This window comes from Acinetobacter sp. C13 (genome assembly GCF_016809775.1).
Taxonomy (GTDB): domain Bacteria; phylum Pseudomonadota; class Gammaproteobacteria; order Pseudomonadales; family Moraxellaceae; genus Acinetobacter; species Acinetobacter pittii.
Genome location: NZ_JAFBJL010000003.1, coordinates 375,845 through 396,598 on the forward strand (window position 1 = coordinate 375,845; position 20,754 = coordinate 396,598).

21 protein-coding genes are annotated in these 20,754 nt (G+C 38.0%); 12 read left to right on the forward strand and 9 right to left on the reverse strand.

Going from position 1 to position 20,754, the window contains the following annotated elements:
* Nucleotides 1-7: 7 nt before the first annotated feature.
* Genes astA through astE form a run of 4 tightly spaced genes read left to right on the forward strand, consistent with a single transcriptional unit; the run spans nt 8 to nt 4,857 of the window.
* Nucleotides 8-1,039 (forward strand): arginine N-succinyltransferase, encoded by a 1,032-nt coding sequence (gene astA / locus JGE69_RS11610; protein WP_002116871.1) that lies wholly within the window; start codon nt 8-10, stop codon nt 1,037-1,039.
* Nucleotides 1,039-2,508 (forward strand): succinylglutamate-semialdehyde dehydrogenase, encoded by a 1,470-nt coding sequence (gene astD / locus JGE69_RS11615; protein ID WP_005804573.1) that lies wholly within the window; start codon nt 1,039-1,041, stop codon nt 2,506-2,508. Before astA ends, astD begins: the two co-directional genes overlap by 1 nt.
* Before the next feature lie 18 nt (nt 2,509-2,526).
* Nucleotides 2,527-3,870: an N-succinylarginine dihydrolase gene (astB, locus tag JGE69_RS11620; RefSeq protein WP_174725311.1), complete on the forward strand. Its 1,344-nt coding sequence runs from the start codon at nt 2,527-2,529 to the stop codon at nt 3,868-3,870.
* A gap of 12 nt (nt 3,871-3,882) precedes the next feature.
* Entirely contained in the window at nt 3,883-4,857 is a 975-nt protein-coding gene (gene astE / locus JGE69_RS11625) for a succinylglutamate desuccinylase (protein ID WP_199113522.1), read from the forward strand.
* A 60-nt stretch (nt 4,858-4,917) separates the two neighbouring features.
* On the opposite strand, the gene JGE69_RS11630 is transcribed toward astE, so the two are convergent.
* Nucleotides 4,918-5,712 carry a hypothetical protein gene (locus JGE69_RS11630; protein ID WP_199113524.1) on the reverse strand — a complete coding sequence of 265 codons (795 nt, stop codon included), beginning with the start codon at nt 5,710-5,712 and terminating at the stop codon, nt 4,918-4,920.
* Between the two features lie 587 nt (nt 5,713-6,299).
* On the opposite strand from JGE69_RS11630, the gene JGE69_RS11635 reads away from it, so the two are divergent.
* The gene (locus JGE69_RS11635; protein ID WP_005078399.1) at nt 6,300-6,608 is read left to right on the forward strand and encodes a hypothetical protein; all 309 of its coding nucleotides are present in this window, start codon (nt 6,300-6,302) and stop codon (nt 6,606-6,608) included.
* Nucleotides 6,609-6,643: 35 nt separating this feature from the next.
* Nucleotides 6,644-7,999 carry a S8 family peptidase gene (locus tag JGE69_RS11640; protein WP_005067195.1) on the forward strand — a complete coding sequence of 452 codons (1,356 nt, stop codon included), beginning with the start codon at nt 6,644-6,646 and terminating at the stop codon, nt 7,997-7,999.
* Between the two features lie 102 nt (nt 8,000-8,101).
* Here JGE69_RS11640 and JGE69_RS11645 read toward each other — a convergent pair whose 3' ends face one another.
* Nucleotides 8,102-8,536, reverse strand: a complete 435-nt coding sequence (locus JGE69_RS11645) for a hypothetical protein (RefSeq protein ID WP_199113526.1) — start codon at nt 8,534-8,536, stop codon at nt 8,102-8,104.
* Between the two features lie 95 nt (nt 8,537-8,631).
* Nucleotides 8,632-9,051 (reverse strand): hypothetical protein, encoded by a 420-nt coding sequence (locus JGE69_RS11650; RefSeq protein WP_199113528.1) that lies wholly within the window; start codon nt 9,049-9,051, stop codon nt 8,632-8,634.
* Between the two features lie 170 nt (nt 9,052-9,221).
* On the opposite strand from JGE69_RS11650, the gene JGE69_RS11655 reads away from it, so the two are divergent.
* A complete protein-coding gene (locus JGE69_RS11655) occupies nt 9,222-10,118 on the forward strand; it encodes a LysR substrate-binding domain-containing protein (protein ID WP_199113530.1) in 897 nt (298 codons plus the stop codon).
* Between the two features lie 37 nt (nt 10,119-10,155).
* Here the strand turns inward: JGE69_RS11655 and JGE69_RS11660 are convergent, their stop codons facing one another.
* Both JGE69_RS11660 and JGE69_RS11665 read right to left on the reverse strand, forming a co-directional pair.
* Nucleotides 10,156-10,866 carry an aspartate/glutamate racemase family protein gene (locus JGE69_RS11660; RefSeq protein ID WP_199113532.1) on the reverse strand — a complete coding sequence of 237 codons (711 nt, stop codon included), beginning with the start codon at nt 10,864-10,866 and terminating at the stop codon, nt 10,156-10,158.
* 235 nt (nt 10,867-11,101) lie between these two features.
* On the reverse strand, nt 11,102-11,968 hold the full coding sequence (locus JGE69_RS11665; RefSeq protein WP_199113534.1) for a LysR family transcriptional regulator: 867 nt from the start codon (nt 11,966-11,968) through the stop codon (nt 11,102-11,104).
* Nucleotides 11,969-12,076: 108 nt separating this feature from the next.
* Here JGE69_RS11665 and JGE69_RS11670 point away from each other — a divergent pair, with 108 nt between their 5' ends.
* Both JGE69_RS11670 and JGE69_RS11675 read left to right on the forward strand, forming a co-directional pair.
* Entirely contained in the window at nt 12,077-12,979 is a 903-nt protein-coding gene (locus JGE69_RS11670) for a DMT family transporter (protein ID WP_199113536.1), read from the forward strand.
* A gap of 67 nt (nt 12,980-13,046) precedes the next feature.
* Nucleotides 13,047-13,331 (forward strand): YciI family protein, encoded by a 285-nt coding sequence (locus JGE69_RS11675; RefSeq protein WP_199113538.1) that lies wholly within the window; start codon nt 13,047-13,049, stop codon nt 13,329-13,331.
* A 58-nt stretch (nt 13,332-13,389) separates the two neighbouring features.
* Here JGE69_RS11675 and JGE69_RS11680 read toward each other — a convergent pair whose 3' ends face one another.
* The 4 genes from JGE69_RS11680 to JGE69_RS11695 all read right to left on the reverse strand — a co-directional run bounded on the left by JGE69_RS11680 (nt 13,390) and on the right by JGE69_RS11695 (nt 18,005).
* On the reverse strand, nt 13,390-14,220 hold the full coding sequence (locus JGE69_RS11680) for a hypothetical protein (protein ID WP_199113540.1): 831 nt from the start codon (nt 14,218-14,220) through the stop codon (nt 13,390-13,392).
* A gap of 223 nt (nt 14,221-14,443) precedes the next feature.
* Nucleotides 14,444-16,513, reverse strand: a complete 2,070-nt coding sequence (gene glyS, locus JGE69_RS11685; protein ID WP_199113542.1) for a glycine--tRNA ligase subunit beta — start codon at nt 16,511-16,513, stop codon at nt 14,444-14,446.
* Entirely contained in the window at nt 16,513-17,490 is a 978-nt protein-coding gene (gene glyQ / locus JGE69_RS11690; RefSeq protein ID WP_002044989.1) for a glycine--tRNA ligase subunit alpha, read from the reverse strand. Before glyQ ends, glyS begins: the two co-directional genes overlap by 1 nt.
* 89 nt (nt 17,491-17,579) lie before the next feature.
* Entirely contained in the window at nt 17,580-18,005 is a 426-nt protein-coding gene (locus JGE69_RS11695) for a hypothetical protein (RefSeq protein WP_199113543.1), read from the reverse strand.
* 29 nt (nt 18,006-18,034) lie between these two features.
* Here JGE69_RS11695 and JGE69_RS11700 point away from each other — a divergent pair, with 29 nt between their 5' ends.
* The 3 genes from JGE69_RS11700 to JGE69_RS11710 all read left to right on the forward strand — a co-directional run bounded on the left by JGE69_RS11700 (nt 18,035) and on the right by JGE69_RS11710 (nt 20,623).
* Nucleotides 18,035-18,451, forward strand: coding sequence for a lysozyme inhibitor LprI family protein (locus JGE69_RS11700; protein WP_199113544.1), 417 nt, complete (start codon nt 18,035-18,037; stop codon nt 18,449-18,451).
* Nucleotides 18,452-18,560: 109 nt separating this feature from the next.
* A complete protein-coding gene (locus JGE69_RS11705) occupies nt 18,561-19,823 on the forward strand; it encodes a putative DNA modification/repair radical SAM protein (protein WP_199113545.1) in 1,263 nt (420 codons plus the stop codon).
* Between the two features lie 2 nt (nt 19,824-19,825).
* On the forward strand, nt 19,826-20,623 hold the full coding sequence (locus tag JGE69_RS11710) for a TIGR03915 family putative DNA repair protein (protein ID WP_199113546.1): 798 nt from the start codon (nt 19,826-19,828) through the stop codon (nt 20,621-20,623).
* The last annotated feature ends 131 nt before the right edge of the window (nt 20,624-20,754 follow it).

The window sequence follows — 20,754 nt, forward strand, 5'->3', positions numbered from 1 at the left end:
GCTAGCCATGATGATCGTCCGTCATGCCGAGTTTCGAGACCTTGAAGATATTTATAAATTAGCAGGTAAGTCGGGTGTAGGCCTGACTTCCTTGCCACAAAATATGGATACACTTTCGGCTCGAATTTCACGTACTCGCAATACTTTAAATGGCAATGTCCATAAAAGTGAACAAGGCTATTTATTTGTTCTTGAAGATACAGAAGCTCAACGTGTTATTGGGTTAAGTGCAATTGAAGTTGCTGTGGGACTCATTGAACCTTGGTACAACTTTCATGTTGGTACTCAAGTACACGCTTCAAAAGCATTAAATGTTTATAAGTCATTACCTACTTTATTTTTAAGTAATGACAGAACAGGTAGTAGTGAACTCTGTACACTATTTTTAGATCCAGAGCGTCGTGAAAACCAAAACGGTAAATTCTTATCGAAGATCCGTTTTATGTTTATCGCTGCCTTTAAGCAATATTTCGAGAAAAAGTTAATTGCTGAAATGCGTGGTTTCTCAGACGAAAATGGATGTTCTCCATTTTGGGATGCGATTGGTCACCATTTCTTTAATATGGATTTTTCAACAGCAGACTATTTGAGTGGAATTGGGCAAAAAGTATTTATTGCAGAGCTTATGCCACGTTTCCCAGTCTATGTAGATCTCTTGCCAAAAGATGCGCAAGAGGTAATTGGAAAAATGCATCCACAAACTTTACCTGCTTATCATGTGCTTGAGTCGGAAGGCTTACGCTATCAAGGATATGTCGATATTTTTGATGCTGGTCCAACTATTGAAGCCAATATTGATGAATTGCGAGCAGTAAAAGAAAGTCAGTTACTAAACGTCAAAATTACAAGTGAAGCTGCGGTCGGTAAGACCCAATATCTCATTGCCAATGATAATTATCATGACTATAAGGCAATGTTGTTAAAGCTTGATCTTGTTGATAACACAATAAATTTAACACATGAACAAGCTGAAAAACTCGGTGTACAAGAAGGTCACGTTGTTCGTGTGTTATCACTAAATCCAATGGAAGTATCCTGATGTCAAACTCTTTATTTATAAACGGTGTCTGGTTACAAGGCAGCGGTGCAACATTTGAAAAAACAAATCCAGTTGATAACCAAACTGTATGGTCAGGTGCCGAGGCTACTGCTACTGATGTAGAGCAAGCTTGTCAGGCAGCGCGTACTGCGTTTCCAGCTTGGGCGCGTTTACCACTTGCAGAACGTGTAGCGATTGTTGAAAAATTCGCCGCTTTGCTTGAAGAAAATAAAAAGCATTTAGCAGAAGTCATTAGCCAAGAAACCAGTAAGCCATTTTGGGAAACGTTAACTGAAGTTCAATCAATGATTGGCAAGGTTGCGATTTCGATTCGTGCTTACCACCAGCGTACAGGCGAAAGCTCAACTGAAATGGCTGATGGTGTGGCATCTTTACGTCATCGTCCGCATGGTGTACTTGCGGTTTTCGGTCCATATAACTTCCCGGGCCATCTACCAAATGGGCATATTGTTCCTGCATTACTTGCTGGCAACACAGTTGTATTTAAACCAAGTGAATTAACGCCATGGACTGCTGAAGAAACTGTAAAACTTTGGCAGCAAGCTGGTCTGCCAAATGGTGTGATGAATTTGGTGCAAGGTGGACGTACCACGGGTGAAGCACTAGCTGCTTCACATGAAATTGATGGTTTATTGTTTACCGGAAGTGCAAACACTGGTTATCACTTGCATAAGCAAATGGCAGGTGCACCTGAAAAAATTCTTGCGCTTGAAATGGGCGGCAATAATGCATTGATTATTGATGAAATTGTTGATGTTGATGCAGTAGTTAATCTTGCTATTCAATCTGCTTTTGTTTCGGCAGGTCAGCGTTGTACATGTGCGCGCCGCATCTTGGTAAAAAATGGTGCTGAAGGTGATGCATTTATTCAACGTTTTGTTGAAGTTGCTAAAAATCTAAAAGTTGGCCGTTGGAACGACGAACAACAACCATTTATGGGTGGGGTAATCTCGTCAGTTGCTGCAACAAACATGATGAATGCTCAGCAAAAGTTACTTGAGCTGGGTGCAAAAAGTTTATTAGCCATGACGCGTCCTCAAGAAGACAGTTCTCTACTTACTCCGGGTATTGTTGATGTCACAGGCGTGAAAGATATTCCGGATGAAGAATATTTTGGCCCGCTTACCACCATTCAACGTTATGACAACTTTGATGAAGCATTAAAAATTGCTAACGCAACTCGTTTTGGCTTGTCAGTTGGTTTGGTTTCACCAAAACGTGAACTGTTTGATGACTTACTCATTGAAGCACGTGCCGGTATTGTGAATTGGAATAAGCCGTTAACTGGCGCTTCAAGTGCTGCACCGTTTGGTGGTGTAGGGGCATCAGGTAATCACCGCGCGAGTGCTTTTTATGCTGCCGACTATTGTGCTTGGCCAATGGCATCACTTGAAAGTGACAGCTTAACCTTACCAGAAAAATTATCTCCAGGGATTGTGTTGCCTTAAACACTAGGGAAAGAAAAAATGAAAGGATATGAAGTAAATTTCGATGGTTTAGTGGGACCAACACATCACTACGCGGGTTTGTCGTTTGGTAATGAAGCATCGACAAAAAACCGTAATAATACCTCGAATCCAAAATTAGCAGCTAAACAAGGTCTGCTAAAGATGAAAGCCTTGGCTGACATGGGAATGAAACAAGGTGTACTTGCTCCGCATGAGCGTCCACATGTTCCAATGTTACGCCGTTTAGGTTTTACAGGTGATGACATTAGCGTTGTTGCTCAAGCAATGCGTCATTCACCTGAACTATTGTCATCTTTAAGTTCAGCTTCTCCAATGTGGACTGCTAATGCAGCTACCGTTTCACCTTCGGCAGATAGCCAAGATGAGCGCGTGCATTTTACAGCAGCGAACCTGAACAATAAGTTTCACCGTTCAATTGAAGCTGAAACTACAAGCCAAGTTTTACAAGCGATCTTTAAAAATGAACGCCACTTTGTACACCACGAAGCATTGCCACAAGTGGCTTTGTTTGGTGACGAAGGTGCAGCCAATCACAACCGCTTAGGGGGTGATTATGCTAAGCGCGGTGTTCAGGTGTTTGTTTATGGTCAACAACATTTAAATAATGGCTTGCCAGGACCAAAACGTTATCCTGCTCGTCAAACGCGCGAGGCAAGTGAAGCTATTGCACGTTTGCACCGTTTAGATGATGCGCATACCGTTTTTGTTCAGCAAAATCCGGATGTAATTGATCAGGGCGTTTTCCATAACGATGTGATCGCGGTAAGTAACCAACAGGTTTTATTCCACCATCAACATGCCTTTTTAAATCAAGATCAGGCCTTTGCTGAAATTCGTCAAAAAATGGCAAGCATCGGTGAAGACTTTATTTCAATTGAAGTCCCTGAAAACCGTGTTACCGTTGACGATGCCGTAGCAACCTATTTATTTAATAGCCAAATTTTGACTCGTCCAGATGGTGGAATGACTATTGTTGTACCGGAAGAGTCTCGTCAAAATGCAGCAGTCTGGGGCTATTTAAATGACATGATTCAAATGGGCTCACCAATTGATGCTATTCAGGTATATGACTTACGTGAAAGTATGCGTAATGGTGGTGGTCCAGCTTGTCTACGTTTACGCGTAGCTTTAAACGAAACGGAATTAAATGCCGTAAATCCAAAAGTACTCATGAACGATCAGTTGTTTGGCACACTCAATCAATGGGTTGATAAACATTATCGTGATCGTTTAGCACAAGAAGATTTGGCTGATCCGCATTTGTTAATGGAAAGCCGTATGGCACTTGACGAACTGACCAAAATTTTAGGTTTAGGTTCGGTTTATCCTTTCCAAAAATAATGAGGAGGTGACATGCAAGATTTTCTAGCATTAACCTTACAAGGCGAGCAGCCTACAACTCGCGAAGGAAAACAAAATAATTTTTCTTGGCGCTGGTTGGGTGAAGGACTTCTTGAATGTACGCCAAACGCACAGTACGACAAAGCTGTCGTACTGTCAGCTGGAGTGCATGGTAATGAAACAGCACCAATTGAATTGTTATCTCATCTTTGCACGGATTTATTTGCAGGGCGTTTAAACCTTGCTGTGAGATTGCTGCTTGTGTTGGGTAACCCTTATGCAATGCGTCAAGGCAAACGCTATGTGCATGACGATGTAAATCGAATGTTTTGTGGTGGATATAAAACTCTAGCCGTGACTGAAGAATCAAAGCGTGCTGAAGTTTTAGAGCAAGTTGTCACAAACTTCTTTCAAGAAAGTGCAAGTGACGCTAAACGCTATCACTATGATTTACACACAGCAATTCGTGCTTCATTGTTACCAACGTTTGCTTTATTTCCATATCAAACGCATGGCTATGATGCTGATTTAACAGCAAGTCTTGAAGCAGCCGATTTAGATGCTTTGGTTTATCACAATGCGGTAGGTAAAACGTTTACACATTTTACGAGTGAGAATTTTAAAGCGGCGAGCGCAACTTTAGAGTTAGGCAAAGCCTTGTCATTTGGGCAAAATGACTTGAGCCAATTTGCTGCAATTGATGAAGTTATTCGTAATGTAGTTTCTGAGCAAGCCTTACCGCTACGCAATAAAACAAAAATTCGAGTCTTTAAAGTGTCTGATTCTTTAATTAAAAAAGATGAAGACTTCCAGATGAATTTATCTGCTGAAGCTCCGAATTTTTCGACTTTTACCAAAGGTGAAATCATTGCAACTCAACCTTCTGGTAATTATGTGGTTGAGCAAGATCAGGTCTGGATTTTATTTCCAAACCCAAATGTGAAGCTTGGTTTACGTGCAGGCTTAGTTTTAACTGAAACGAGTTGAATACTTGATTTTTGAGAAATAAAAAAGGGCAATTAATTGCCCTTTTTTATTTATAACGGATTAGTTATTACCGAAAAGACCTTTAATAAAAGATTTCTTTTCAGCTTTTTGTGTAGTCGCTTGAGCGCCTGCATTTACGTTTGCATTTGCATTAATACCAGCAACATTAACACCAACGTTTACACCTGTTTGAGCGTTAACTCCATGAGCTGGTTGAACTGCATTTAATTTTGCTTGAGCATCAGCTTTAGTGTCAGCTACAAACTCTTTTTGCTCAGCTTGGTTTTGAGCTACACGAGTTTTTACAGCATCTACATGCGCTTGAGCATTAGCTTGTTTTTCAGCAGTAAATTCTTTTTGGTCTGCTTGTTTTTCTGCAACTTTAGCTTTTACAGCATCAACACCTGCTTTTGTATCAGCTTTCGCTTCAACTGCTAGGTTTTTAGTACCGTTTGCAGCTTTAGTTGCTACATTTTTAGTACCTGTTACTGCTTCGGTAGCAAAATGTTTAGTACCAGTTGCAGCTTTAGTTGCTACATTTTTAGTACCTGCTGCAGCTTCAGCAGCAAAATGTTTTGTACCATTTGCAGCTTTAGAAGAAAGTTCAGTCACTTTTCCTGTTGTTTTTTTTGTTGCTTTAACTGTAGTGTCAGCCGCTACATGACCAGCATGCTTTGCTGTGCTACCCACAGTATGTGCAGTATTTTTGACTGTATTGGCTACGCCACTAACAAGACCACCCGGTTGTACATTTACTTGAGCAGAAGCACCTGCATTAACGCCCGCACTTTGTGCAAAAATAGAGGCAGAAGCAAGAACACTTGCAGTAACGATAGCTGTTTTCATCATTTTCATTGCGATATCCTTCAAAGAATATACCCTTTTAGTGAGGTATTTCATAAACGCAAACGAATCATAGCTAAGGGAATATAGTCTTGTGAACTGGCTTCATCAAAATGTTACAACAGTGTTACGTTGAGTAAACAGACTAGGGATAAATTGTGAAGATTAATAAAAATTAATAATAAAGTGAAAAAGAACATTTATTTGTTAGATATTCTAATTAGACTCTCTTGTCTTTCCTTTTTTAAAAAATATCCTTTAATTTTTTTCTCTTTCGGTTTTTCTCGACTTGTCCTTTATATCTTTAAATGTGATGTGAATCTCATTATTTATTAGAGGAAACGGCATAATTATTGCTTATTATGAGAATGGAGTGCTTTTTTAGCACTTTTTTGAACCATATTCTGCCAGAAATATAAATGTACAGGGCAGAACTGTATTTTTGCTTATTCGGGAAAAAGTACTTTAGTTTTTCTCAGGTTTGTATATTTCATGAAATAGAAATTTCACATGAAATATATTTAAAGAAATAGCGCTTTATTTCGAATAATCAAAAATAAAAATAGATATCTATAAACAAAAAAACAGAGATATGACAGATGAAAATTATTGCTTCCCTTCTTGTATTGGTCGGCTTAGTCGCCGTTGTTCTCTATCTTAAGCCGACAAGTGGTGCATCTGATGTGTTCAATTCTGCTTTACATGAGTCGAATTCGCCACAACCAGACACATCGTCCTTTCTTTCTAAACTTAAGGAGCCTACTCAACCTAAAAATCTATCTCAACATTCAACTCATCCTCAATCGGTATCAGCTGATACCGTTCCTTTTTATGACACAAAAAGTGATCTTTCTATTCAACCGATTGATCCAGAAAAAGATCCAGCAAATGAAATAAAAGCGAAATAAGCAAATTGTTAGTTGAAAAACTACGGAGAAAAATAATGCAAAGTAAAACGTTATTTCTATTAGGTCTATGTACGATATTAAGTACAACTGCATCCGCTCTTCCTTTGGATTCTCAAGGGGCTAAACAGCGGTTAAATCAAGCAGCAAAACAAAAAGTATTTCAGGGCAAAATCGATTTGGATGCCTTGGTCAATAATGATTCGAATGATTTAATCGTCGAATACAATATTCCTTCGGTGAGTGTGCCTTCCGGTTTAGAGCGGCGGAGTTATATTGCAACAAATAAAAAGAATATACAGGCAAGGTTTAATCGTGCTGGTGGTGTCCAAGTACTTCGGGACTACAATAATTTGCCTTTAGCTTTCTATCGAATTAGTAATCGCGAAGCTTTGGTGACTTTATTAAATGATCCAAATGTTAAAGCAGTTTATCCGAACCGTATTAACCGGACTACGACCAATGAAAGTTTACCTTTAATTAATCAACCACAGGCCAATACCAATGGTTTTACGGGCGAAGGCTCTAGTGTGGCAGTGATTGATACAGGTGTGAATTATCTTCACTCTGATTTTGGCTGTACGGCAGTAAATACACCATCAAGCACATGTCGAGTGGTTTATTCATTTGATAGTGCACCAGATGATGGCGCTTTAGATGATGATGGGCATGGGAGTAATGTTTCAGGCATCGTATCTAAGGTTGCTACCAAAACCAAAATTATAGGCATAGATGTTTTTAGAAAGGTCAGATCTCAAGGTAAATGGGTAAGCACAGCTTATGATAGTGATATCCTCGCAGGGATTAATTGGGCTGTAAATAATGCACAAACCTATAATATTAAAGCAGTCAACTTAAGCCTTGGCGTACCGGGTGTTAAATATACCTCGGAGTGTAGTGATAGTAGTTATGGAACTGCATTTGCCAATGCGCGAGCTGCTGGTGTGGTACCTGTAGTCGCTTCAGGCAATGATGCATTTTCAGATGGCATCTCATCTCCTGCTTGTGTTGCTGGTGCAGTAAGAGTGGGGGCTGTTTATGATAGTAATATTGGTGGTGTGTCATGGGGGAACCCTGTGAAATGTTCGGACCCGACCACAGCGGCAGACAAAGTGGCGTGCTTTAGTAATGGTGGTAGTCTTGTGACCTTATTAGCACCGGGAGCAATGATCACGGCGGGTGGTTATACCATGGGTGGTACATCTCAAGCGACACCACATGTGGCAGGTGCAATTGCTTTGTTACGAGCAAATCGTGTGAGTCCAACAGAAAGTATTGATCAAACCATCAGCCGTTTAAAAACGACAGGTAAACCAATTACTGATTCAAGAACGGGCTTGGTTTTCCCACGTATTGATTTACTGGCAGCAACAAATGGTTTAACCATTAATTAATAGCTTATTTATAATTTTTTAAATTAGGTCCAAGAAATTTTTAAATAGCTATAACCCGTTGCAACGGGTAACTTCTGCAACGGGCTTTTTATGAAAAAAGTATTAATTACACTTTGCTAGATTCGCTGGATTAAAGTTGCTTTGGAGTTTCTTGAAATTATTCTGAATTTCTGGATCTTGAATATTAAAAGTCGTTGAGCTTTTGGTTGTAGAGTTGGTTGCCTGATTTAATATGCCTGATTCATCAGGATATTGCATAGTCGAAGAGGTCGCTGAAATCAGACCATTATTATTAAAAGTCCAGTGTTCAGTTACATGTCCACCCCCTAAATAGCCAGTAAATTCAATCATACAAGCCTGTTTATCTTGTTTAATGAGTTTGGCTACATTACCTGTAGTAGAGGGATAAGCCTCGATATTCGTATCTTGTTCTAAAACTTGTGCCTGAGAATAAGATGAAGAAGGAGGTGTAGAGGTCGCACACGCAGTTAATGCTAAGCAGCATAGTGTTGAAAAGAGGAGTTTTTGACTATTCATAAGGCAGATTCCTAGCTTTCTTATACTTAATGACATTATTTCTAGATGAATATCTGGGTTTATAAGCGCGCGAAGTTATCGCGCTATCCAAAAAATTAGTTAGCTGTTGTGCTCGATTTACTTAATTCACCTTGCTCAATCGGAATATTTTCACCATTTCGGCTACTGGTAATATTTTGTTTGGCTTGCTTTATTTTCTGTTCAGTAAATACTTTAGCAGTATCTACTTTTTGCTGGGCAACTTCTGATTTTTCAGCTGTAAATTCTTTAGTGCTTTGCCATTTTTCACTAATTTTATTTGACGTATTTTCAGAAGCACCTTGAATAGAGTTTCCTAAATTTTGTATACCTTTACCTGTTTTATACAACAGGACACGTCCTAGGCTAGGATTGTCACCATAAGGTTGTGTTTTGGATGTCGTTTCAACAACTTGTTGTGGCTGTGTTGTTTCTGCAAATAAGGTTGATGAAGCCAATATAGAACTTGCAACGCATAACACTTGTAAGGTTTTCATATGGATCAATCTCCCCAACCAAAATCAAAAGATGAAGAGGTGATCTTACTGTTAAAAATAAAGCTTGTACTGCAATGAGATAAAACCCATACGATTTGATTACGATAAATCATCATTTCAAATATAATTAAATAGCATATCTAAATTCCTAGAATGATCTGGAGCTTCAGGTGATACAAAATATAGAATTAAAATGGTTATATGATCTGATCATTCTAGAAAAATACCGAAATTTTACAGTAGCTTCTGATATTAGGAATATTTCACAGTCTTCGCTAAGTCGCCGTATTCAGGCTCTAGAAAATAGTTTGGGATTCGAGGTTTTTGACCGAGAAACTTCGCCGTTACAGTTGACAGAAAAGGGTAAGCTTTTTGTTCTACATGCCAGAAATTTGCTAGATGATTTTGAGTTCAATATAGATCGAATTAAAGGTGATAATCATGTTAGAAGTAAAGTCACTATTGCGTCTGCTCACTCATTGGCGGGTTATATTTTCCCTAAAATTTTAGGAAATTTAAAAAACTATCAAGAAAAGATTTTTCATGTTGAAGCCATTAACGTAAATGAAACTGTAGATTCTCTTAAAAATGGACAATGTGATTTTATTGCATCTTTTTATGATGACGAGCTTATGAATCCACAGTTCTTGTGCCATAAATTATTTTCAGCAAAGCTTTATTTAGTCACTGCACCTAACCATTTAGGTCGTCCCAAATATTCACTTGAAGATACTTCAGTTCCGCTCATGAATTACACCGATGACAGTTACATGGGTAAAAAAGTAAATAAGTTTCTTCAAGAGCATCATTCAGACAAATTTGAGACAAATTTTGTGTCTTCAATGAGTTTACTGCTTAAAGATATGATTAAAGGGGGATATGGAGTGGGGTGGTTACCTGATTACAGCATTCAGGATGAGCTTGAAAAAAATCAACTCATGATTGTCCCTTTGAAAGATTCAGTCTTATCTGTAGATATTTACTTATATCGTAGTAGTGCGAGGCTCAATACAGCTTCTGAAAGTTTATGGAACTTTATGAAGGCAATTGACTGGACAATTGCCTAAACCAATTTATGCATAAGTTGCATTATCTTTCATTTAACTATGCAACTTTTGCTATAGGAGAATTCTGATACCACGCAATCGCATTTTTAATGAGTATGTCGGTTGTGTCTATGAATAGTTGAGGATAAGCCTCAATACTTTCTTCTAAAATGAGAGGTATTTCTGTACAAGCCAACAGGAATTTTATATTTCTCTTGTTAGTGTAAAAATTAATAACTTCATTTATCATTTCTCTAGCTTGTTGAATATTTCCTGCTTTGTATTGGTAAATACTTTGCATTACTTTATTTTGCATTTCAGCAGAAGGAGTAGAGAAATCAATACTATTTTCAATAAACTGGCTTTGATAAAGCTCGGTGTTTATTGTGGCAGATGTAGCAAGAATACACACCTCATCAATTTGACTGTCTTGAATAAAATGAACCGCAGACTCAATGATACTGATCATTTTAGTTTGGGTACGCTTTTGCAGTTGGTTAAACCAGAAATGAGCAGTATTACAAGGAATAATGATACAACCGACTTGTGCTGCTTCTAAGATTTTAAGATATTCAGCCATTTTCTCGAGTGGTTTATCATCATGATTTATAATGGATTGAGTTCTGTCAGGAATATCTGGGATAGAAACTGTAACGACAGGAATATGTTCTTGATCACAATGTGCTGGTGTATTTTTAATAATTTTATTCATAGCATCAATCGTAGCTTGTGGTCCCATACCACCTAAAATTCCAATTGCTTTATTCATGTTGAACGACTCAAAAAATTCTATAGGTTTAGAATGAGCGTATTTTTATTATGATCATTGCAAAAAGCGGATGACTTATGCAGAACTTATTTCTAAAGTTATAATTGGTATTTGATTAAATTTTTGTTTTATATTTATAAAATTTTAAAATGTGAAATTTAGCGATGCTTTTTATGCATCATGCTTTTATATAAAGCATAGATTTTTGCATGGATAGTTGGTTGTAGGAAAAAATCTAAACGATAAATTCAGATTTAATCAATTCTATAAACATGTCTCTGGCTTTATGGTTGCTCACATTTTTGTGCCAAAAAAATTGATTTTGCATAAAGGCAAGATGTTCAAATTTATAGCCTCGAATATTGGTTAAATTTTTATATTGCTCAAAAAGACTCTTTGGCACTAAAGACACACCAGAGCCTGCACTCACGCAACCAATAATTGTGGCGTAACTGGTAATGCTGGTAATTGGAAGCGAAATATTTTTGAGCTTAAGCCATTCTTCAAGTGCAGCGCGGTAAGGGCAGCCTTCGGTCCACATAAAAATTTCTTTACCAATCAAATCTTCTTGGCAATGAATCTCTCCCAAAGAGTGAGATGCAATTAAGACCATATCTTCTTGGTAAATACCGAGCTTATTTAACATTGGAAAATCAATATTGCCCGCGACAATTGCACCATCAAGTTTGTGCTGAGAAATATCAACTAATAACTGTTTCCATGTGCCTGTAATAATTTGAATGGAAACCTCTGGAAAGCGTTGATGATATTTCGCAAGTAAATTGGGGAGGCGAGTGGTAGCAGAAGATTCAATTGCTCCAATTTTTAATGGGCCAGAAGGTGGGGCATTTGGATGAATACTTCGTTTTGCCTCATCGCATAGCGCTAAAATTTTATGGCAATAATCGAGAAAGATTTCTCCTGATGGGGTGAGTTTTAAAGCTTTACCTTCACGATAAAACAAAGGTGCTCCAAGCTCTTCTTCGAGTTGTTTAATCCGTGTCGTAATGTTGGATGGTACACAATGCAGTTGCATTGATGCCTTTGCCATTGTCCCGCATTCAACCACGGTTTGGAACATCTTTAACTGAGCGATATCCATGTTTTATCATTCACTTTTAATGAATATTAAACTCAATATAAGTTAATTTTATTCAACTATCCATGCGCATATGATGAAAGAGTTCCATTTCATTAGTGCAGATTTAACATGGCAATTTCTCTTGCTGCCGAAACCCAGCCTCCAGCTTTTAAGCTCTATTTATGTATTGCTGTGACTGTCTTTTGTTGGGGTTATTCACCTATTGGTGTGCATAGTGCTTTGCATTCATATACCCCACAGCACATTGCCTTACTTCGCTTTTTGATTGCATCGTTTTTTTTACTGCTTTTGGTCATGAAAAAAGGCATTCAGCCTTTAAATTGGAAAGATGTTCCTGCGCTTGCAGTATTAGGATTTTTCTCTGTAACGTTGCATCATTTGCTGATAAATACAGGGCAGCAATATGTGACTGCGGTTGCATCTAGCATTTTAAGTCAATCTATTCCGCTATTCACTTTTATTATTTCAGCTTTGCTTTTTAAGGAACAAATCAGTTTCAAACAATGGTTATGTATTTTATTGGGGCTTTGCGGCGCCGTGTTGGTGGTTAGTGGAGATCATGGTTTTGGTATACCGAGTCCTTATAGTTTGTTGATAGTTTTAGCTGCAATTGCATGGGGTCTCTACTTTAATTTATATAAGAAATTTGCTTTAAATTATGATGCTTTGAGCATGATGTGCTACATCATCTGGTTCGGGACCATTCCTTTACTATTTTATAGTGCTCATTTATCTAGTGAAATTTTACATGCCACTTGGCAAGCCAATATGTCTATAGTTTTGTTGGGTATTTTTCCAAGTGCGATGGCGTATGTACTTTGGGGATATGTACTTAAAAATATGCCATTAACGATTGCATCGAATTTTTTATATTGTTCGCCCATTGTCGCAATGAGTTTGGCAGTACTTTTCTTAAATGAAAAACCGTCAATAATGGTGCTGTTAGGTGGGGTGATTATTGTGGGGAGTTTGGTATGGATGAATTGGGGGAATAGGCGTACTATCGAATAATCTATAGATCATTAAACTATCTATAGACTAATGCTATGTCATACGCTACTTGCTTTAAGAGAATAAGATGATTGTTGTTACCTTGACCTATAAAAAACCATTAGCCGAAGTTGATGCTGTATTGAAAGAACATATTGCATTTTTAGATCATTACTATGAGCAAAAGAAATTTCTGGCATCGGGGCGCCGGGAAAATAGAGTAGGTGGGGTGATTTTGGTTTTAAGCTCTTCGATTCAAGAAGCTGAAGAAATTATGAAAAATGATCCATTTTATATTCATAATGTAGCTGATTATGACTTTATGTGGTTTGAGCCGTCGAAAATTTTAGAAGAAATTAAAGCATTTGTTTGATTACATTAGAGAACAACTTAAATTTAAGTAGTTCTCCAATGTATTTGGTTAATATTTATTATTGCTCAACAATATAAATACTATTTTCGAATACATCTCCTTTATTTGTTTTAACTACACCAACACATAAATTGTCAGGAGTTTGGATAAAAGAAACTAAGGATGTATCCGCATTAGTTTTACAGTTCTTTTGCTTGTTCTCATCAAATGCTTTTAAATTTAATTGATGTTGTAAATCTAAAGTGAATACTTGGCTAAGAGCGCTAAATGCTTGATCCGCTTTTTTCATAAATAATAAATTATTATTAGCTTCCCATTCAGATAAAGAAATACGATCCTTACTTACATAGTGATATAAGCGTTTTGTATCTGCATTATTGTCCGCTGCATTTTTAAATTGTGTTTTTAATCCAAAATTTACTTTTACAATGGGTTTTTCACGGAAAGAAAGACGTGAATAAGGCACAATTTTAATTTCAGATGCCTGATTTAAACTTAGAAGTTTGAGAGTAGGATCTGTTTTATTTTGGGTGAGAGAGTCAGTAATTTTTTGATGTATTAACTGGTCAAATTTAATAGGTTGATTGAGAGAGCTTTTTTCAATGGCTGAACTATTTGCGTTTTTATCAATTGCCATTGCAACACCTACTCCGATAAGACCGAACATTCCAGAAACTGGGCTGGCAGAAGCATTGCTTGAATCACCAACTAATATTTGGCTGTCTTTTATAAAGTAATCACCTGCACCTGATTCAGTCATTGAAGATAATTGTTCTGAAGAAACGGAAAGAGAGGTTTGTTTACCCGCAGCTGGATATTGAATCGATTTAGTCGTTGCACATCCAGTAAATAATAATGTTGATATGAGTAATAAATTTAGGTTTTTCATTGCAATGGTACTTTGTTAAGTTTGGTAATTATTTGTTTTAGTTTATTGAATTGTGGATAAAAAGTGAAGGAAGTAAATAATTCTTATTTATTAATTGGATGTAAAATAATCATTAATAATTATACTGCATGCAATTCTTCAATAAAAAACCATGTTTCCAACTAGAGTGAAAACATGGTTTTTATTAAAGCTTAATTATACAAAAATTAATTTTTATATAATTTTAACCCTGCAACACACTCACATCAGCAACAGCAGTAAACAAGTTACGTAACTGAGCCAATAAACGTAAACGGTTTGCTTTTAGGTCAGCATCATCTGCCATTACCATTACGCCATCAAAGAATGCATCAATCGGCGCGCGAAGTGCTGCAAGCTTAGAAAGGGCAGCTGTGTAATCTTTTGCTGCAAGTAATGGTTCAACCACAGGTGTCACTGCTTGAAGTTCAGCAAATAATGCTTTTTCAGCGTCTTCAACCAAGTTTGCTTGAACTACAGAACCTTCAGGTGTTGCTTCTTTTGCAAGAATGTTCGCAACACGTTTATTTGCAGCAGCAAGTGCAGCAGCTTCAGGTAGTGTACGGAAGTGGTTAACAGCATTTACACGCTTGTCAAAATCAAGTGGAGATTTTGGTGCAAGGGCCTGAACCGCTTGAAGTACGTCAACGGCAACACCTTGGTCTTCGTACTTAGCACGGTAACGACCTTCCAAGAACGCAACAGCATCAGCACGAGTTTTATCGTGGTCTTTAACGATATCGCCATAACCTTGAAGCGCAAGATTCACTAACTCCTCAATAGTTACATCTAATTCATTTTCAATGATTAAACGTAAGATGCCAATTGCTGAACGACGAAGAGCAAACGGGTCTTTAGAACCTGTAGGCGCTTGTCCAATACCGAAAATACCAACAAGTGTATCTAAACGGTCAGCAAGAGCAATGGTTGTACCTGTTTTGGTTTTTGGTAAAACATCACCAGCAAATTTTGGTAAATATTGCTCACCTAAAGCTTCTGAAACTTCAGTGTTTTCACCTTCAATACGTGCGTAGTAAGTACCCGCAATACCTTGAAGTTCTGGGAATTCACCAACAAGCTCAGAGGTTAAGTCGCATTTAGCAAGTAATGCAGCTTTTTCAGCATCGGCTGGGTTTGCACCAGTGATTGAAGATAATGCAACTGCAAGTTTTGCAATACGTGTTGATTTGTCCCAAAGCGTACCAAGCTGTGCTTGGAATACCATGTTTGCTAATTTTTCTTTACGAGATGCAAGCGGTTGCTTTTGATCTTGTAAGAAGAAGAATTCAGCATCAGACAAACGAGGACGAACAACTTTTTCGTTACCTTCAATAATTTGAGTTGGATCTTTAGACTCAATGTTTGAAACAGTAATGAAGTAAGGCTGTAATTTACCTTCGCTATTGATCAAACAGAAATACTTCTGGTTGTCTTGCATTGTCGTAATAAGAGCTTCTTGAGGAACAGCTAAGTAGCGTTCTTCAAAAGTTGCACGTAAAGCTACAGGCCATTCAACTAGACTTGTTACTTCATCAAGTAAGTCAGCTGGAACAATCGCAGTTGCGTTCACTTCATCAGCTAACTTTTTCACTTGTTCTTGAATGGTTGCTTGACGTTTTTCAAAGTTTGCAACGACGTAAGCTTTTTCTAAAGCAGCCAAGTAGTCATTTGCATGCGCTAAAGTCACAGCTTCAGGTGCATGGAAACGGTGACCATAAGTTACATTACCAGCTTTGTGATCTTGAATAGTTGCGTCAATAATTTGGTCGTCTTTGAGTAAAAGAACCCATTTCACTGGACGTACAAATTCGGTACGGCTTGCAGCAGAACGCATACGTTTAGCAATTGGTAAATTGTCTAATGCAGTTTGTAAAATTTGTGGAAGTAAAGCGTCAAGGCTTTGACCTTTCACATCTTTTAAATAGCAAACTTTTTCAACTTTACCAGCTTGGAATGTAGAAAGCTGATCAACAGTAATACCTTGACCACGCATAAAGCCTTCAAGTGCTTTAGTCGGTTTGCCTTCTGCATCATAAGCCGCTTGAACAGCAGGGCCGTCAAAACGTTTTTGTGTATCTGCTTGAGCAGCATCGATATCAACAATTTTAAGCGCTAAACGACGTGGAGCTGCATAAGCTTCAATTGATGCGAAGTTTAAGCCCGCATCTTTTAAGCCTTTTACCGTTTCTGCCTGTAATGCATCACGTAAAGTTTTCAAGCTTTTTGGTGGAAGCTCTTCACAGCCAAGTTCGAATAAAACAGTATGTTTGCTCATTAGTTTTTCTCCGCCTTTGCTGCTTCACTTTCAGCTTGTGCTTTTAGCTGTGCCAATACTTCATCACGTAGGTGTGGTTCTGCCATTGGGAAGCCAAGTTCTGCACGTGCTTGTACATAACTTTGTGCAATAGCACGCGCTAAAGTACGTACACGTAAAATGTAACGTTGACGCTCAGTCACAGAAATTGCACCACGTGCATCAAGCAAGTTAAAGGTATGAGAAGCTTTAACGACTTGCTCATAAGCAGGAAGAGAAAGTTTTGCTTCAATTAAACGGTTTGCTTCTGATTCGTAAAAATCAAATAGTTCAAATAGTTTTTCAACTGGAGCGTATTCAAAGTTATAAGTCGATTGTTCAACTTCATTTTGATGGAATACGTCGCCATAAGTTACAGTACCAAATTGGCCTTTAGTCCAAACAAGGTCATAAACCGAGTCTACACCTTGAAGGTACATTGCAAGACGTTCTAAACCGTAAGTGATTTCGCCTGTTACTGGGTAACATTCAACACCACCGACTTGTTGGAAGTAAGTGAACTGAGTTACTTCCATACCGTTAAGCCAAACTTCCCAACCTAAGCCCCAAGCACCTAGCGTTGGAGATTCCCAGTTATCTTCTACGAAACGGATGTCGTGAGTAAGCGTATCAATCCCGATTGCTTTTAAAGAATCGAGATAAAGCTGTTGGATATTGTCTGGATTTGGCTTAAGTACCACTTGGAACTGATAGTAGTGTTGCAAACGGTTCGGGTTTTCACCATAGCGGCCATCTTTTGGACGACGTGAAGGTTGAACGTATGCAGCATTCCAAGTTTCAGGCCCTAAAGCGCGTAAGAATGTTGCGGTGTGGAATGTTCCAGCGCCCATTTCCATGTCGTAAGGTTGCAATACGACGCAGCCTTGTTCGGCCCAATAGTTTTGTAGGGCAAGAATTAAGCCCTGAAATGTATCAATGTGCGAGATGGCGCGACTCATGTAGCATCCACGAATTTATGAGAAAAATTGCCACTAAGTATAAGGATTTTGTGGGGTAGTGGCAAAGGCTTAATCGCAGGAATATGTGATTAGCCGATTTGTCTTCGCCTCAGCCATTCCAAGCCAAGCCAGTAGCAAAAGCTGGTAAATAAAATCATAAGATAAAAACTATAGATCTTATAAATATGCCACCAAGGAGAAGGGAATGAACCGACAAAAATTAAGCGTGTAATAGGGCTAATCAAAATCCAGATGACAGTTGCGCAGATAAAAATACTCATCAGATTTAAACGATTTTTACGCGCGAGAAAATATGAAGTGATATATGCGAAAGGAATAACCAGAAGGCCATAAAAAAGTAAATAAAATAAGAAATGGGCTAGAAAAATAACTCCAATCGAATAAAGGTTGAACTCAGCATTTAATATTATTACCCCTAAGGCAGATAAACTCAGCAATGGGATGGGTGCAAGCGCAAGTGCGTGAATAATCATTTTTTTGTTATATTGAAGCATATTAAAAATTATAGAACTGAGAAGAAGTTATGTTGAAATTTTGCTGCAAACTTATTGTTTTATCCAGTCTTTCCTGTAGTCCATGGCTTTACGCGCAAACAGAAACTGATGAGCAAGATGAATACAACCAATGTGTAGAACAGACCATTAAAGAAATGAAGCTTGAGAGTATTAACAACATGATCGTGCATAGCTGTTCTGAACAAGCTAAAAAGACTTATGAAGAAAAAATTGTTGCTCTCATTGATCAAATTCGCACACAAAGCGAAGAATATAAACAGCCAGAGCGTTATCAAGATATTTTAAAATCTCAGCGACTTTGGAAAGCTTATGTAGATCAGGAATGTAGTAATGCAGGCTCATACATTGGCTCACCCATGTATTCGTATTGCCCAATGCAAGAGTATGCAGCGCGTGTAAAGCAGCTTGAAGAATACGTTAATTAAGACGAATTATTTTAAACGTCACTTCATGACGCCGAGCGTATTTCACTGGATTAAATTTAAGAATGCGAAATGATATTTTTTAAACGATGCCATAAATGAGTCGTTTGATATGTCTGATCGCATTCGAGAAAAACTACAAATTCTTGCTGATGCTGCTAAATATGATGTGTCTTGTTCATCAAGTGGTAGTGATCGTAAAAACAAAAATAAAGGTCTGGGGGATGCCAGTCATTCGGGTATTTGCCATAGCTATACCGAAGATGGCCGCTGTGTATCTCTCTTAAAAATTCTATTTAGCAATGTCTGTATTTTTGACTGCGCCTATTGTGTTTCACGCCGTTCTAACGACGTCCAGCGTGCAGCATTTACGGTGCAAGAGGTTGTAGACTTAACTATTAATTTTTACCGCCGTAATTATATTGAAGGGTTATTTTTAAGCTCCGGCATATTTAAATCGGCCGATCACACGATGGAGCGCATGCTTCAAGTCGTGAAAAAGTTACGTCTTGAAGAAAATTTTAACGGTTATATTCACCTAAAAACAATTCCGGGTGCATCGCCTGAACTGATCCATGAAGCAGGTTTATATGCTGACCGGATGAGTATTAATTTAGAGATGCCGACCGAAATTGGGCTAAAAACTTTTGCCCCAGAAAAATCACATCAGGAAGTGCAAAAAGATTTAGGATTAGTGCGTGACAGGCTGATTCAGCTTAAAGATGAGCGACAAATCATTAAGCATGTACCGAAATATGTGCCAGCAGGGCAGACCACACAAATGGTAGTGGGGGCCCATCAAGAGTCAGACCAAGATGTCTTGTTTATGGCAGACAAGCACTACAAAGAATTTAAACTCAAACGCGTCTATTTTTCTGGTTATATCCCAATTAATACCGAAAATAATTACTTGCCAGCAGTGGGTTCTGCACCGCCATTACTACGGGAAAACCGACTCTATCAAAGCGATTGGCTGATGCGTTTTTATGGTTTTCAGGTCAATGAAATCGTCAATGAAAAACACCCAAACTTAGACCTTGATGTAGACCCGAAATTAAGTTGGGCTTTAAGGCATCCTGAACAGTTTCCAGTAGATTTAAATCGTGCTGATTATCAAATGATTTTGCGTGTGCCGGGTATTGGCGTGAAATCGGCCAAGAAAATTGTACAGGCTCGCCGTTTTGGAAAAATCCATATCGATTTATTAAAAAAACTCGGGGTAGCTTACCAACGTGCCAAATACTTTATTCGCTGCGAAGACAGTCCAAAATTCCAAAAAGAACTATCATCAAGTTTTATTCGGCAGCAGATTTTAACGCAGGGATCTTCGAAATATGTTCAGCAACTCTCGCCACAATTAAGCCTTGGGTTTTAGCCATGTTTAATGAGGAGGTTGCTTACTATTTTGATGGTTCAATGGTTGGGTTGCTGAGCTGTGTTTTTCGTGCATTTCAATTTAAAGAATTACAGGTCAGGCTCCATCTGAATGATGCAGCTCAACATGGCTTATTTGCCGATAAAATTGAGGTGGCAAATAACGAGCAGCATGCTGAGCGTGTGTGGTCAGCGCTACAAAAAAAGCTTTCACCATCTTCGTTAAAACAATTTTATTTTGCCTCTTTATCTGAATCTTTAGACGCCTATCAGCACTTATTTGATTATTGTATCTATGTGTTTACTAGCCATGTTTCCATTGAAAAAGATTATTCAAATCCTAGTGTTTTAGCGATTGCGCAGTGGACGAAAAAGGTCGGGAGAGAGAAGCATCGGATGGAAGCTTTTATTCGGTTTAAGAAAACTAAAGATGAGCTTTTTTTAAGTTTAGTACGTCCCGATTTTAATGTTTTACCGCTTATTCAGCCTCATTTTAAACGGCGTTATCAAGATCAACGTTGGCTTATTTATGACGAACAACGCAAGTTTGGAATCTATTATGATTTACGTGAAATACATGAAGTTTCATTAGAAGCCTCGGATGTTGATCGTAATTTAAAAAATGGAATGAGCCAAAGCTTTCAGCTTGAGCTTGATGAGCAGGAAGTTTTATATGATCAGCTTTGGAAGGATTATTTTAACAGCGTAAATATTACTGAACGGCAAAATATAAAACTTCATGTGCAATATTTGCCGAAGCGTTATTGGCGTTATTTAAATGAAAAATTGATGGAATATTAAAGTATTAGAATAGTAAGAATAGGTTTAATAAGTTTTCTGATAGTTAAAAGGTATAATTTAAATGCACTTTATGTGGCTTTGGGCGTATACTTTTGCCCGTTATAAATGACGGCATATCCCCTAAGGTGTAC

What these genes read in the sequence shown, in the direction of transcription:
- astA (WP_002116871.1), top strand. Translation starts at nt 8, where the DNA reads ATGATGATCGTCCGTCATGCCGAGTTTCGAGACCTTGAAGATATTTAT.
- astD (WP_005804573.1), top strand. Translation starts at nt 1,039, where the DNA reads ATGTCAAACTCTTTATTTATAAACGGTGTCTGGTTACAAGGCAGCGGT.
- astB (WP_174725311.1), top strand. Translation starts at nt 2,527, where the DNA reads ATGAAAGGATATGAAGTAAATTTCGATGGTTTAGTGGGACCAACACAT.
- astE (WP_199113522.1), top strand. Translation starts at nt 3,883, where the DNA reads ATGCAAGATTTTCTAGCATTAACCTTACAAGGCGAGCAGCCTACAACT.
- JGE69_RS11630 (WP_199113524.1), bottom strand. Translation starts at nt 5,712, where the DNA reads ATGAAAATGATGAAAACAGCTATCGTTACTGCAAGTGTTCTTGCTTCT.
- JGE69_RS11635 (WP_005078399.1), top strand. Translation starts at nt 6,300, where the DNA reads ATGAAAATTATTGCTTCCCTTCTTGTATTGGTCGGCTTAGTCGCCGTT.
- JGE69_RS11640 (WP_005067195.1), top strand. Translation starts at nt 6,644, where the DNA reads ATGCAAAGTAAAACGTTATTTCTATTAGGTCTATGTACGATATTAAGT.
- JGE69_RS11645 (WP_199113526.1), bottom strand. Translation starts at nt 8,536, where the DNA reads ATGAATAGTCAAAAACTCCTCTTTTCAACACTATGCTGCTTAGCATTA.
- JGE69_RS11650 (WP_199113528.1), bottom strand. Translation starts at nt 9,051, where the DNA reads ATGAAAACCTTACAAGTGTTATGCGTTGCAAGTTCTATATTGGCTTCA.
- JGE69_RS11660 (WP_199113532.1), bottom strand. Translation starts at nt 10,866, where the DNA reads ATGAATAAAGCAATTGGAATTTTAGGTGGTATGGGACCACAAGCTACG.
- JGE69_RS11665 (WP_199113534.1), bottom strand. Translation starts at nt 11,968, where the DNA reads ATGGATATCGCTCAGTTAAAGATGTTCCAAACCGTGGTTGAATGCGGG.
- JGE69_RS11670 (WP_199113536.1), top strand. Translation starts at nt 12,077, where the DNA reads ATGGCAATTTCTCTTGCTGCCGAAACCCAGCCTCCAGCTTTTAAGCTC.
- JGE69_RS11675 (WP_199113538.1), top strand. Translation starts at nt 13,047, where the DNA reads ATGATTGTTGTTACCTTGACCTATAAAAAACCATTAGCCGAAGTTGAT.
- JGE69_RS11680 (WP_199113540.1), bottom strand. Translation starts at nt 14,220, where the DNA reads ATGAAAAACCTAAATTTATTACTCATATCAACATTATTATTTACTGGA.
- glyS (WP_199113542.1), bottom strand. Translation starts at nt 16,513, where the DNA reads ATGAGCAAACATACTGTTTTATTCGAACTTGGCTGTGAAGAGCTTCCA.
- glyQ (WP_002044989.1), bottom strand. Translation starts at nt 17,490, where the DNA reads ATGAGTCGCGCCATCTCGCACATTGATACATTTCAGGGCTTAATTCTT.
- JGE69_RS11695 (WP_199113543.1), bottom strand. Translation starts at nt 18,005, where the DNA reads ATGCTTCAATATAACAAAAAAATGATTATTCACGCACTTGCGCTTGCA.
- JGE69_RS11700 (WP_199113544.1), top strand. Translation starts at nt 18,035, where the DNA reads ATGTTGAAATTTTGCTGCAAACTTATTGTTTTATCCAGTCTTTCCTGT.
- JGE69_RS11705 (WP_199113545.1), top strand. Translation starts at nt 18,561, where the DNA reads ATGTCTGATCGCATTCGAGAAAAACTACAAATTCTTGCTGATGCTGCT.
- JGE69_RS11710 (WP_199113546.1), top strand. Translation starts at nt 19,826, where the DNA reads ATGTTTAATGAGGAGGTTGCTTACTATTTTGATGGTTCAATGGTTGGG.